General features: G+C 56.8%; 13 protein-coding genes. 2 read left to right on the forward strand and 11 right to left on the reverse strand.

Features of this window, described 5'->3' with window-relative positions; genetic code table 11:
• The first annotated feature begins 11 nt into the window (after positions 1–11).
• Positions 12–1,493 (forward strand): amino acid permease, encoded by a 1,482-nt coding sequence (locus J1C59_RS21640; RefSeq protein WP_128085891.1) that lies wholly within the window; start codon positions 12–14, stop codon positions 1,491–1,493.
• A 313-nt stretch (positions 1,494–1,806) separates the two neighbouring features.
• Here J1C59_RS21640 and tnpC read toward each other — a convergent pair whose 3' ends face one another.
• From tnpC to J1C59_RS21670, 6 genes are all read right to left on the reverse strand, one after another.
• The gene (gene tnpC / locus J1C59_RS21645) at positions 1,807–3,375 is read right to left on the reverse strand and encodes an IS66 family transposase (protein WP_128085892.1); all 1,569 of its coding nucleotides are present in this window, start codon (positions 3,373–3,375) and stop codon (positions 1,807–1,809) included.
• 61 nt (positions 3,376–3,436) lie between these two features.
• Positions 3,437–3,742: an IS66 family insertion sequence element accessory protein TnpB gene (tnpB, locus tag J1C59_RS21650; protein ID WP_128085893.1), complete on the reverse strand. Its 306-nt coding sequence runs from the start codon at positions 3,740–3,742 to the stop codon at positions 3,437–3,439.
• Complete coding sequence (tnpA, locus tag J1C59_RS21655; RefSeq protein WP_242281419.1) at positions 3,739–4,341, reverse strand: IS66-like element accessory protein TnpA; 603 nt, start codon at positions 4,339–4,341, stop codon at positions 3,739–3,741. The genes tnpB and tnpA overlap by 4 nt, the downstream gene beginning before the upstream one ends.
• A 782-nt stretch (positions 4,342–5,123) precedes the next feature.
• Positions 5,124–5,618: a GNAT family N-acetyltransferase gene (locus J1C59_RS21660; protein WP_242281420.1), complete on the reverse strand. Its 495-nt coding sequence runs from the start codon at positions 5,616–5,618 to the stop codon at positions 5,124–5,126.
• 81 nt (positions 5,619–5,699) lie between these two features.
• A complete protein-coding gene (locus J1C59_RS21665; protein WP_242281421.1) occupies positions 5,700–6,002 on the reverse strand; it encodes a hypothetical protein in 303 nt (100 codons plus the stop codon).
• Between the two features lie 147 nt (positions 6,003–6,149).
• Positions 6,150–6,407: a hypothetical protein gene (locus tag J1C59_RS21670; RefSeq protein ID WP_128085895.1), complete on the reverse strand. Its 258-nt coding sequence runs from the start codon at positions 6,405–6,407 to the stop codon at positions 6,150–6,152.
• Positions 6,408–7,107: 700 nt separating this feature from the next.
• Here J1C59_RS21670 and iraP point away from each other — a divergent pair.
• Positions 7,108–7,455: an anti-adapter protein IraP gene (iraP, locus tag J1C59_RS21675; protein ID WP_031594190.1), complete on the forward strand. Its 348-nt coding sequence runs from the start codon at positions 7,108–7,110 to the stop codon at positions 7,453–7,455.
• Positions 7,456–8,310: 855 nt separating this feature from the next.
• Here iraP and J1C59_RS21680 read toward each other — a convergent pair.
• The 5 genes from J1C59_RS21680 to J1C59_RS21700 form a co-directional block, all read right to left on the reverse strand.
• Positions 8,311–8,454: a hypothetical protein gene (locus tag J1C59_RS21680; protein WP_158086883.1), complete on the reverse strand. Its 144-nt coding sequence runs from the start codon at positions 8,452–8,454 to the stop codon at positions 8,311–8,313.
• A 56-nt stretch (positions 8,455–8,510) separates the two neighbouring features.
• On the reverse strand, positions 8,511–8,732 hold the full coding sequence (locus tag J1C59_RS21685) for a hypothetical protein (RefSeq protein ID WP_208721839.1): 222 nt from the start codon (positions 8,730–8,732) through the stop codon (positions 8,511–8,513).
• Positions 8,733–8,828: 96 nt separating this feature from the next.
• A complete protein-coding gene (locus tag J1C59_RS21690) occupies positions 8,829–9,296 on the reverse strand; it encodes a MarR family winged helix-turn-helix transcriptional regulator (RefSeq protein WP_128085897.1) in 468 nt (155 codons plus the stop codon).
• Between the two features lie 135 nt (positions 9,297–9,431).
• A complete protein-coding gene (locus J1C59_RS21695) occupies positions 9,432–9,731 on the reverse strand; it encodes a hypothetical protein (RefSeq protein ID WP_128085898.1) in 300 nt (99 codons plus the stop codon).
• Positions 9,728–11,272, reverse strand: coding sequence for a methyl-accepting chemotaxis protein (locus J1C59_RS21700; RefSeq protein ID WP_140916874.1), 1,545 nt, complete (start codon positions 11,270–11,272; stop codon positions 9,728–9,730). Before J1C59_RS21700 ends, J1C59_RS21695 begins: the two co-directional genes overlap by 4 nt.
• Between the last annotated feature and the right edge of the window lie 1,001 nt (positions 11,273–12,273).

Here is a 12,273-nt window from a genome sequence, read left to right on the forward strand (position 1 = left end):
CAGGTATGAATATGTCATCTTTTTGTGAACCGTCCTCGCAGACGGGGCTACGCCGTGTACTCAAAAGCCGGCACATGTCCATGATCGCCATTGGCGGCTCCGTCGGAACCGGATTATTTATCGCCTCTGGTGCCACAATTTCTCAGGCCGGTCCTGCTGGCGCGCTCCTGTCATACATCCTGATTGGCGTGATGGTTTATTTCGTCATGACCAGTCTTGCTGAACTTGCTACCGCCATGCCTGAATCCGGTTCCTTTGCACTATACGGTGCGCGCTACGTGGATGAAGGATTCGGCTTCGCGCTTGGCTGGAACTTCTGGTTTAGCTGGGCGGTTGCGGTTGCCGTTGATTTGGTTGCCGCGCAGCTGGTAATGGGATACTGGCTGCCTGATGTTCCAGGCTGGGTATGGAGTGCAACATTCCTCGTTATCATCTTCTTACTGAATGCGGTATCTGTCAGAGGATTTGGCGAAGCTGAATACTGGTTTTCACTGATAAAAGTGACCACCGTGCTGCTGTTCATCATAACGGGTCTTATGATGATCGCCGGTATTCTTCGTGGCGCACCTTCATCAGGCTTTGATAACTGGTTTACGGGCGGGGGACCATTCTCGGGCGGTTTTACCGCGTTGATTGGGACGGCAATGATTGCCGGAGTGTCATTTCAGGGAACCGAGCTGGTTGGTATTGCGGCCGGAGAATCGGATAACCCCGCAAAAGCCATTCCACGGGCTGTCAGGCAGGTATTCTGGCGGATATTGTTGTTCTACGTGTTTGCGATTCTGGTGATCAGTCTGATCGTACCTTCTGACGATCCCCGTTTGCTCAGAAATGACATTGCAGATATCAGCGTCAGTCCCTTTGCTCTGGTATTCCGGAATGCCGGGTTGCTGTCAGCTGCGGCGGTCATGAACGCCGTGATTCTGACTTCGGTTGTATCTGCCGGTAATTCAGGCGTTTATTCTTCGACGCGAATGCTCTTTAATTTGGCGCGTGAAGGAAATGCACCTCGCATTTTTTTCCGCCTTACTCAGCACGGCGTCCCTCTGTACGCACTCGTGGCTACGATTATGGTGGCGGCTTTGTGCCTGCTTACCTCTCTGTTCGGCAATCATGAAGTCTACATGTGGCTGCTGAACATGACCGGCATGACCGGATTTATATGCTGGGCCGGTATTGCCATCAGCCACTACCGGTTTCGTCGCGGGTTCGTTCGACAGGGGCATAAGCTTTCCCGGCCGCCTTATCGCGCAGCATGGTTTCCGGTGGAGCCCGCACTGGCTTTTGGAATGTGTGTCGTTGTCATGCTCGGGCAAAACTACATGGCGTTTATGCATCAAAGTGTTGACTGGTACAACGTCGCGGCAACCTATGTCGGGATCCCGCTGTTTTTACTGACATGGCTGGGATACAGAATTGCCAATAAGTCACGCTTTGTGAGTTATGACGATATGATCTTTCCCGAGGAGGTCACCGGTGATAAACAGGTTTGATAGCTTAGTATTGGGCGTCATTTCTTTTGGGGTGACGACTGTTATGGTTTTTACTGATTCGGCAACTTTTATGCCGGAGCAGCTGTTGACTATAGCGGTTTGCGGTGGGGCGTTGACTTTCAGCCTTATTGCTCTGGCCGACTTGTTTTTATACGGCCTAATTAGAATGCTCGAGGTACTCAAAACAAAATAAGGTGCCAGTACCAGTAACTGGTATGCAGCCAGTTACTGTCTCATCTGAAATGAACAGCAATGTCTGCTGTTGGCACAGAGCAGCCTGTCAGATTAAATTCAGCTCTGTGCCATAACCGGGTCAGGTCAAAACAGCGGAGGTAAGATCGGCCTTCCACGGCAGCCGGTTCACTGGCCAGTCCTGAATGTGGCTGAGCACGTAGCGCAGCCACGCCTCCGAATCCACGTCGTTCAGCCGGCAGGTTCCGATCAGTGAGTACAGAACAGCAGCACGTTCTCCGCCCCTGTCTGAACCGGCAAACAGCCAGTTCTTCCGGCCCAGGGCAACGCCCCGCAATGCGTTTTCCGCGATATTATTGTCCATTTCCGCCCATCCGTTACGGCAGTAAAGGTTCAGCACGTCCCACTGCTTCAGCAGGTACGTGAATGCCTTTGCCGTGTCGGAGTGGCGCGACAGTATTGTCATCTGTTGTTGCACCCAGTCGTACAGCGACTGCATCAGCGGAATGCTTCTGACTTTTCTGGCTGCCAGCCGCTCGTCTGCCGGACTGCCGCGTATCTCTGCTTCGATGGCATACAGCTCACCGATGCGCCGGAGCGCTTCGGTGGTGATGCCGGTCGGCGTGCGGGCATGGACGTCGTGGATTTTTCGCCGGGCATGCGCCATACAGGCCGCTTCCGTGATACGGCCGTCTTCGTAAAGTGCATTATAGCCACTGTATGCATCCGCCTGCAGGATGCCGCTGTACCCGGCAAGATGCTGTTGTGGATGGATACTTTTCCGGTCCGGTGAGTATGCAAACCATGTCGCCGGCGGCAGATGCGACCCGGCGTTGCGGTCATCCCGCACGTACACCCACAGACGGGCAGTGCGCGTTTTGCCGCTGCCAGGCTCCTGTACCGGGGCCGGGATATCGTCGGTGTGCACCTTACCCGGCATCAGTACGTACTGGCGCAGCAGGTCATACAGCGGCTCCAGCAGTTCGCTGACCGCGCCGGACCAGCGCCCCAGCGTGGCACGGCTCAGCTCCACGCCTTGGCGGCTGTATATCTCCGACTGTCGGTAGTGAGGCGTGTGCTCCGCGAACTTCGCCGTGACGATGCGCGCCAGCAGGCCGGGGCCCGCGTAGCTACGCTCAATGGGTTTTGATGGCATGGGGGCCTGAACGATGCGGTCACAGCGGCAGCAGGCCAGCTTCGGCCGCTGCGTCTCGATGACCTTAAAGGCGCTGCTGATGAGCTCCAGCTGTTCCGACACGTCGCAGCCCAGCGCGCTGAGCTCGCCGCCGCAGGCCGGACAGGCGATTTCTGTCGGTGGCAGCATGCGGATTTCACGGTGAAGCGAGGCCGGTAAAGGTTTGCGGGCGGAAGACTGGCGCAGCGGCGGCGGAAGTACCGGCTCATGCTGTTCACCCAGGACCTCTGCCATCTCCTCCTGCAGGGCGCTGATGCGCTCCTCTGCCTGACGCACCTGACGCTGCGTTTTCTCCCGCAGCTTTTCGGAGCTTTTGCCGAACTGCATCAGCTGCAGCTTCGCAACCAGCGCTTTCAGCCGGCTGATTTCGCTGGCGTACGCCGCCACCCGTTGTGACAGGAGGCGGTTGTTTTCGGCCATCTGCTCAAGGCTTCGCTGCTGTGTGTCCAGCAGCGCCCTGAGCCGGGCGTTTTCTGCAGAAAGTAAGCGCTCCATGCGCTCACATTACGCTGGTTCAGACGCGCAGGCCAGGAGGATTTATCCGCTGCGGATGCTTTCAGTTGATGCCTTCCAGCAGCATCGCCAGCTGGGCCTGCGTGAGGTGCACCCTGCCGTCCCGGTTCACCGGCCAGACAAAGTGCCCCCGCTCCAGCCGTTTGGTGAACAGGCACAGGCCGTCTGCGTCGGCCCAGAGGATTTTTACCATGTCGCCGCGCCTGCCCCGGAAGATGAACAGGTGGCCGCCGAACGGGTCGGCGCGCAGCGTGTTCTGCACCTTCGCCGCCAGCCCGTTGAGGCTGCAGCGCATGTCTGTCACGCCGGCAACCAGCCAGATGCGTGCGCCTGACGGAAAGCTAATCATACCTCACTCTCACGGAGCTCACTGACCAGCGCCCGCAGCAACTCCGGTGTCACGGGGCCGGTCAGGCTCAGGGTGCCGCCGGGCATTGTCAGCTTACAGCTGATGACGGGGGGCGAATCCGGAACCCCACTGCTCTGCCTGACCGGAACGGGAAAGGGCTCAACCATGACGGGTATCATCCCGGCGCGCGTGGCGGGATCCAGCAGGCCCTGACGGTGCAGGTTGCGCCAGTTAAACACCAGGTTATCGTTAACGCCGTGCTCCCGGGCCAGCTGTGCCACGCAGGCGTCCGGCTGCAGGCTGAGCTCCGCCATGCGGATTTTGAACTCCAGCGGCCAGTCCGGACGCCGCTTTTTCACGGGCAGGTTCGTTTCCAGATTGAAGGCGTAAAGCTCCTCCTCAAGCCGTTCCGGCGTGTAGTCTTCGGGCAGCGGCCAGTTAATACCCGTGCGGCGAAAACGCTTGAACATTTTATGCGTAGCGGAAGTGCTGATGTTCAGTTGCTCAGCGATTTCACGGTAGGTCAGGGCGTCGTTAAACCGCAGGCTGAGTGCAGTAATGATCCAGGGTCGACTGGTGTAAGGCGTGTTTCTGTCCACGGTAGTGTCCATGTTCGTGAAAGTGTCCATGGTAGGAAACACGGGCAGAAATGGAAGACGGTGTGGATGTGACGCTTACGCATATGCCACTACTTAACTTTATTAAAAACCGGACCTTTTTTTTATGCAGGCTGCCAGAGAGAACAGCCAAAAAGGCAGGAAGGGGTGGGTCACCATTTCTCATACACCCGGTGAACGGCGGACCAGAGATGTCCGTACTCTGTCTCCTTCCCGGACCCGTCAATGATGGAGAAACGTCAGGATCCTCACTACCTTCCCTTAGCGGCCCTTCGTTGTCCCTGACTGCGATGGCGGCAAAGCTGAAGAGGCAAGTATTTTCGCGCAGGATTTTGTGGGATACAGTCACGCTTCTGATGTTATCCACAAAAATGGTGGATAAGTTATGTACAAATCACTGCAGGCGGCATCAGACCTGACGTCGCGCGAGTGCCGGACAGGGAATGAAACCCGCAGCCGGTAGTGACTGCAAAAAATAAATCCCCCTGTGCGGCTGCAGCCTGTACTGGCACCTGCTGCATGCGAAAACGATTACAGCCTTTTTAGACGGCATGCGTGCCATCCTTCGCGTCAGCGACGGATAATCAGTGCACCGCGCGCCGCGCCGGTCATGCTGCTGTATTTCATCTGTCGCGTCTGAGAGGCTGAGCAGCAGTTACCCGGTTAACGGCAGGCATCTGCCGGCCCGGGGCCCTCCCGGGTCAAAGGCCGTCTGCCTTCTGGTAAAACGTAATTATGTCAGTCAGGGGCGTTTCGGTTACAGCTCAGTCAGGAAGCAGGCAGAGATATTCGGAGCCACGCTCTGACGTACCCATCACCTCAAATCCGCAGCGTTTAAGCATTCTGTTCATCTGAGATGATGCCGGATAGCACTTAGCCGTTATCCGGTGGTTCTTATATCCATCAATGGCGACAGAGAGAAGCAGACTGCCCCCTCCGTTACCGCGCATAGCCCTGACTACGTGGATAACACTGATTTCAATGCAGGCTGTGCCTGTCAGGTCTCTGGATGCGCAGACCCACAAAAATCCGGCTCTCTGATCATCTGCCCGGCAGACAAGCATCAGCAAAAAATGGCCTGAATGATGCGCCGATTCGTTTAACCTGAGCGCCGCTTCAATCTGCTTTTTGAAAGCATTATTTTCTTCAGGGTTCAGCAGGCTGACATGGAGATGACTGTCCCGGGCACTTTCTTCACACTGACTCATAAAGAAACTCAGGTCTGCTCGCGTCATGTGTCTTACATAAAACTTATCCACCGGCGGCCTCATAAAAATTCATGTTTACCTGAGTGAAAACAGCTGTCAGCCCTCCCTGCCGAAAAGCGGGCAGGAAGACGGCTATTCATTTACCAGGTTGCTGAAATCCTGCACCGATTCTTCTATGACGATGTTGATATGACAGAAAACTTCGCTGTCAGAAACCCGCAGATAGCGGTAAAAGCGTGAAACCACGATACCGCGAAAGGACGTCAGATGTTCGCTGTTCTCCGGGTTGCCCGCTATTTCCACGAAGTCTCCGACGTCGGGAATAAACATCACGGGCGTTTCCTCGCCGGAGCTGCGGATGACGTTGCCGCTGGCTGTCGGTCTGTCGTTATGTTTCTCTTTGTACTGGTAATCGATACTGTATGTTATTTCCAATTCTGCCTCCGGATGCACGACCGGGCAGGACGTGCGGGCGCTTTTCAGATCATCAAAAACAGCTTATCAGCAATACAAATACCGCGTAAACAGCGTGTCAGTGGCGGTGAAAGGCCAGACTTATGGCCGTATATTAATGAGGACTTCTCACAGACGCTGCCTGTCGTGCGAATAACGCACCTGCCATTCCGGAGTCATTTTCTGAACACTGCCTGTCCTGTATTCCCACAGGGAGCAGGAGAGCTGCGCAATCTCAAAAAGACGTTGCCTTTCAGGCAGTTTTTTATCACACAGGCCCTGACTGAGAACGTTGAGCAGATCAATGGCTTCTGCCGTATGGCGTTCGTAATCAGTGTGAAAATTTTCGCCGTAAAGAGGCAAAAGCGGATGGGAGTCGGGCACCATGATTTCTCTTTTTTCATAACAATGATGCTGAAGATAGCAGAGTGGCGCTCAGGCATGGCTACCCGTCCCGCAGGGAAGATAACCCGTCCACGCCTGAGAGGCCGCACAACTCAGTCTGCCGTTTCCTGTGAGTGAGTAAACTAAAGCGGCACGCTTGTGCCCGCCATCCATACCGGAAATTACACAGATGACAGGTTTACTTTCATCCCCGGTAAGGGATATCTGCCGGTGTACGTCGCGGACGCTGTGAACGTCTTTCCGCTCTTCGCGGGTGCGCCAGGGGGAATATCCGGCTACGGGCATCGGTTACCAAAAAAAAGACTACGTCACCTGACGCCTGTCAGGCAGCAGCCAGTGCGTCTGCGGTTATCCAATCCTCAACCCCTGTATATATTCAGGCGCCTCCACAGCAGGCGGAGCCGGTCACAGCCCCCGCTGGTCTCCTGCCCGGCTCAGGGCAAAGACATTTTATTCCAGATAAATCATGAATTTTTCTCAAAGCCCTTTTTCAGAAATGCCTGTCAGAGCGGCTCTCTTTTTCTGAAGGGAACGGAATGAGGGCGCGTGTCAGGCCATTTATTCCCGGGGGGATGCGCGCATTTCAGCATTGCCGGGTGTATTTTCAGAGCGACGCTGTAGGCAGGGACGGCACTGAGGAGTAAAATCCCCTTTTTAACCGGAGCTAACCGGAGCGGACGCTATGAAAAACGTGGTACTGAGCATGCTGGCTAAAATTTCACATATTGATGCCGGCATGAAACAGCTGACGGCGCGCGTTGAGGCACAGTCGCTGCTGATCAGCGCGCTTGTTCTGGCGGTAAGCCGGGAGGGCGGCGTAACGGAGATGATCGAAAGCGCTAACAAGGCCATCAATACCGTGATTGACTCCGCAGAGTCCGACGAACTGCTTAAATCCGATGCGGCCATTCTGTTAAGCGAGCTGCAGGCTCTGCTGAGCATTTCCGCGGCGGTCGATGGTGCGGATGAAGAAATCAATCATGAAGCGCTTGATAAACTGACCGGCGTGACGTCTCTGGAGGAGCAATAACGTTCAGTGCGGCCGTCTCCGGACGTTGAGCCTGCCTGCGGAGCCGGTACAGAGGCGTCCTGTCTTTTTTCTGAAGAGCGCGGGCATACACGCATTTCTTTTACCGGCTCCGGCACACCTCTGCGTGACGTGCTGCGCTGGCCGGGAAAACCCAAGCTGTTCACATGAACGTCACTGCGCCGCGCTTAAAATACAAGAAAACCCGCCATCTTGACGGGTGAACCAGTCAAAAAGTTCAAAACTCGTCGTGCCCGGGATCATCAGAAACAGGCACACTGTCATTCTGATACAAAAAAGCGGATACGCAAGCGAACCGGCAGGACGGGGCATGAGGCACCATTAATGAACCGGCTGCGGACCTCATCAGACAGCGCTATTGCAGGTAAAAAAAAACCGCCGGCGGCGGGGAAATTCGTTACGGGGAATATCCCGATATCATTCTGACTTCAGAAAAATAATTAAGTTCATCAAAAGTTTAGTGACGTATGCTGATAGTTCAGGGTGGCAACCAGCTGAAAGGGTGCCGGGCGCGGGAGTAACGCGCCGGCACCCGCGCGGTTCCGCCTCTGGCCACCAGATACCCGCATCAGGATGTATCGCCGTTTCTCTGCAGAGCAGGATGCCGTGCGACTGCATGCCGTGCGGTGCATAAATTTCCGGTTGAACATACCGTCGCAGAGGCTACCATTGATGCCGGAATCCTCCGGCAGATACCGGCGTCGCCGGCAATGGCCATAACTGAAACCAGGAATGTGGTACAACGTAATGTACAGAACAGAAGATGAAAAACGGGCAGATACAAAGCTCGGTGAAGCGGTGCTTTTTTTACTCAGAGAGGGCGCACCGGTTAATGAGTCAGCGCTGCTCCTCAGGCTGCAGCAGATGCTGATGACGGAAAAGGATGCCGCAGGCAGGAAGGCAACCTTTTCCGCCATCCGGGAAGCTGAAGCGGCACTGAGCCTGCGGAAACAGGAAAACGCCGCCGGCCGCGTCACGCATCGGGCGGATGCCTCAGCGCGGTCCGGCCCGGTGTTAAAGCACTGAAGCACCAGGCATCATCGGTCCGTGTCATCGGCAACGACGCTGATTGCCCGGCCGTAAAGCTTTTTACGGCCGTCCACAGACCGGGCCTCCTGCTGCTTCAGAAAGGCCAGTATCTCCTGCACGCCCACCTCTTCCCCTGACTTTAACAGGCTTGAGACGGCATGCCCTATCACTGACTGAATGCTGTCCATATTATCCGGACGGTCGGTACCCACTTCAGACTCCTGACGCATGTGTATCCTGCTGTATATCACCGGGAACGACGTCATTCAGGTCACCCGGCGTGATTAGGATGCCTCCCGTACCAGGCGGGAAGCAGTAAAACGGTGTCAGGCCCGCGCACGCGCAAGCCTTTCGCGCAGCGCGGAAACCCGTTCAGTCAGCTCACTCAGCTCATCACGGGCCGTGTCCATCACCGACACCATATCTGCCGGTACGCCGGCGGCCGTAATCTTCAGCCGGCGGCCCTGCTCCGTCAGGGAAATCAGCACGCGCCGTTCATCCTGCTGCGTGTCGCGCTGCCGGCAGATAACGCCGGTCTGCTCCAGCCGTTTCAGGAGCTGGCTGAGCGTGCCGGAGTCCAGCCGGACGCGCGCGCCGAGCCCGGAGACCGTGAGGCCATCCTGTTCCCACAGCACCAGCAGCACCAGGTACTGAGGATAGGTCAGCCCCAGCGGCTTCAGCCGGGGCTGATAGAGCTTCGTCATGGCAAGCGACGCCGAGTAGAGCGCAAAGCACAGAAACTGGTCAATGGTTTCAGGCGCCGCATCGCGGTTCCCGTGGGGTTCATCTTTCATATCATCATACCTTCCGGGCGGGGCCGCATTTTTCCGGCGGTGCGGACGTACCGCAGCGGGTCTGCGCCCCGTTCAGGGCGCACAGTATTGAGTCAGATTAAATTGATGTCAACGTAAACAAACCGGCGGGCCGGTTCAGCGCGTGGAGGCAGTGCAGCGCAGAAAATTGTTCATCACCATAATCATCCGGCCCACCGCCATCAGGTCGGCGGTCAGCAGCAGGTCAGTGCGGACCAGCCGGTCCATCAGGACCCGGTCGTTCATCTGCTCCTGAATCCTCGCGTACAGGGCCGTCAGGTGCACCCAGTTGTTGGCAAAGGCGTCCACGCTCAGGTATTCCCCCTCGCTGAGCTGCCTTAACAGCGCGTCCACATCGGCCTTAAGAGAAGTAATACGGTCCGTGCCGGCGAAAACAGCCTCACTGTGGTACGTCATACGCGGAAGGTCTCCACCATGCCGCGCAGGGCGCGGGCCTGCTCTGACAGCGACTGCGATGCCGAAGAGGACTCCTCCACCAGGGCAGCGTTATTCTGCGTCACCCCGTCCATCTGACTGACGGCGATGCTGACCTGGGAGATGCCCTGCATCTGCTCGCCGGAGGAGAGGGAAAGGCTGTCCATGGCGTCGGCCAGTTCACCCACCATGCCGACAATCCTCAGGATACTCTCCCCCGTACCGGCGGCCGCGGCGACGCCGCCTTCCACCTGGGATACGGCCTGTTCAATCAGCAGCTTGATGTCCCGGGCGGCGCTGGCGCTGCGCTGGGCAAGTGACCTGACCTCCCCCGCCACAACGGCAAAGCCCCGCCCCTCCTCGCCGGCGCGTGCGGCTTCCACGGCCGCATTGAGCGCCAGAATGTTGGTCTGAAACGCAATGCCCTCAATGACCGAGGTAATGTCCCGGACCCGGACCGCGCTCAGCGAAATCTCATTCATGGTCTCCGACATGCGCTGCACGTCAGCCTCACCGGCGCGGGCCAGCGTGGCCGTCTCGCGCGCCGTGCCCGCGGTCTGGTGTGCACCGGCCGCGTTGCTTTTTACCGTGGCGGTCAGCTGCTCCATGCTGGCTGCCGTTTCCTGCAGGGCGGCGGCCTGCTGCTCGGTGCGCGAGGAAAGCTCGGTATTACCCTGCGAAATCTCGTCGGCGGCCAGCGCCACCGAGGCGGACGCGTCTTTAATCTGCGACACCAGTCCGCGCAGGTTTGCCTGCATGCCGTCCAGCGAGGCAAGCAGGCTGGCGGTGTCGCCGCGGCGCAGCGTGACCGGCGAGGTCAGGTCACCGGCGGCGATGGCGGCGGCCAGCGCCTGAGCCTGAGCGGGCTCACCACCCAGCTGGCGCATCAGCATGCGGACCAGAAGATAACAGGTGCCCACTGACAGCAGGACGGACAGCGCGGCCAGGCCCGACAGGATAACGGCGGTCCGGGCGGTGCGGGCGCTGTTTTCTGCCCCCGTATCCCGGCTCAGCTGCATCTCAGTGTCCGTCAGGTTATCAAGGGTGTTCAGCAGAACCCTCTGCGCCGGCCGGGCGGTGGTCATCAGAAACGCGGTGGCCTCCTGCTGGCGGTTCTCCAGGCCCAGCTTTCCGGCCGCCATCAGCGTGGAAAGCGCGGCGTCTTCTGCCGAAAGTGATTTCTCCAGCAGGGTTTTTCCCTGCGCGGATACGTTAACGGACATGCTTTTTTCCAGCTGTTGCCGTTTCTGAATATAAACCTCACGCTGGGCCGTCATGCGCGGCCACTCGGGCTGCATCTGGGCCGGGTCGGACAGCAGCGCAAGGTTACGGGCCGCGATAGCCATGTCGCGCATGCTGTTACGCATATTCACGACCACGGCAAAGCGCTTCATCTTCACGTCGACGGTGTCGTTCATTCCCTCCGTGGCCTGCCTCAGGGCGTGAACGGCAATGCCCGTGCACAGGACAAAAAGCAGGATAAGCAGGCCAGAGCCTGCGCTGAGGTGCGTTGAAATCTTCATCAGTTCTCCGGGAAACATGTGTTTGATGAAAGAATATCGGTAGAAAGCGCGGATCCAGCAGGGCTGATCTCAACTGAATTGAACACAATACATTGTGCGGCAGAAGATTTGCTGCCGCACAGGACGGAAAGAGGCTGCAGCCAGTTACAGACACCACGGGATGGTCTGGCTGTTCAGACAGAGCAGCAGCATTGCTTCAGGTCCCTCCGGCGGGCGGTGCCAGTATTGCCGTAGTGGACGGTCCGGGCGGTTTCCGGCGTTAAGCCTTCGGGGATGGCATCGTGCATGCTGACAATGTCATTCATATCAGCCAGCATTTTCTGTTACAGGTGCGTTTTCATGCCTAAAAAAACCGCCACGAAGGCGGTTCAAAGAGGAACTTACTGACCGTTGATTTTATTATAATCCGGTGGAGCCACCGGCAGACCTTAATGAAGGGTAAAAAAGATGAGCACAATAACAAGCGTAAGCGGTAAAAAACTGATTTTTTGCGGTCCGAACCGGATTTTTTTCCCATACCTTTTTACCCCGAACACTGCCATGCCTGCATTGTACTGATAAAAAAGCTTCATTTCCGGGTAACGCATTGCGCGGTCTGGATGTTCCGTAAAATCGACAGAATGGCGTCGGCCGTGCATGGCTGAATCAGATGCAGTCGGCCTGAGCCGTTAACTCTTTTCGCTTACCGTGCAGCGCGGGGAGGATCCTCTTTATCTGTCTGATACCGACCTGCTCTCATAAAATCAAACGGCCGGTACGATAAAAATGTCCGCAGTTCTTCACGGGCCGATCGCTGATTTATACCGCAATAAGCCGGCATCACTTTATTAATTATTTTTCATGATATTAATCCGCGAATTTTACGTCACAGCAGAACATTCTCAGGTTAAATTGCATTAAGCAGAAGGATTTGCGTCAGGCCGGTGCATCTGTACCGGCACCGCGTAATTCTTCCGCCGGACACATAAATGTCGCGCTGTTCTGCCTTTTGGCCGGCGCCG

It is taken from the genome of Pantoea deleyi (assembly GCF_022647325.1).
GTDB lineage: Bacteria > Pseudomonadota > Gammaproteobacteria > Enterobacterales > Enterobacteriaceae > Pantoea > Pantoea deleyi.

Coding starts and splice junctions, on each gene's coding strand:
- J1C59_RS21640 (WP_128085891.1), top strand. CDS start 12: ATGTCATCTTTTTGTGAACCGTCCTCGCAGACGGGGCTACGCCGTGTA.
- tnpC (WP_128085892.1), bottom strand. CDS start 3,375: ATGGAGCGCTTACTTTCTGCAGAAAACGCCCGGCTCAGGGCGCTGCTG.
- tnpB (WP_128085893.1), bottom strand. CDS start 3,742: ATGATTAGCTTTCCGTCAGGCGCACGCATCTGGCTGGTTGCCGGCGTG.
- J1C59_RS21670 (WP_128085895.1), bottom strand. CDS start 6,407: ATGGTGCCCGACTCCCATCCGCTTTTGCCTCTTTACGGCGAAAATTTT.
- iraP (WP_031594190.1), top strand. CDS start 7,108: ATGAAAAACGTGGTACTGAGCATGCTGGCTAAAATTTCACATATTGAT.
- J1C59_RS21680 (WP_158086883.1), bottom strand. CDS start 8,454: ATGCGTGACGCGGCCGGCGGCGTTTTCCTGTTTCCGCAGGCTCAGTGC.
- J1C59_RS21685 (WP_208721839.1), bottom strand. CDS start 8,732: ATGCGTCAGGAGTCTGAAGTGGGTACCGACCGTCCGGATAATATGGAC.
- J1C59_RS21690 (WP_128085897.1), bottom strand. CDS start 9,296: ATGAAAGATGAACCCCACGGGAACCGCGATGCGGCGCCTGAAACCATT.
- J1C59_RS21695 (WP_128085898.1), bottom strand. CDS start 9,731: ATGACGTACCACAGTGAGGCTGTTTTCGCCGGCACGGACCGTATTACT.
- J1C59_RS21700 (WP_140916874.1), bottom strand. CDS start 11,272: ATGAAGATTTCAACGCACCTCAGCGCAGGCTCTGGCCTGCTTATCCTG.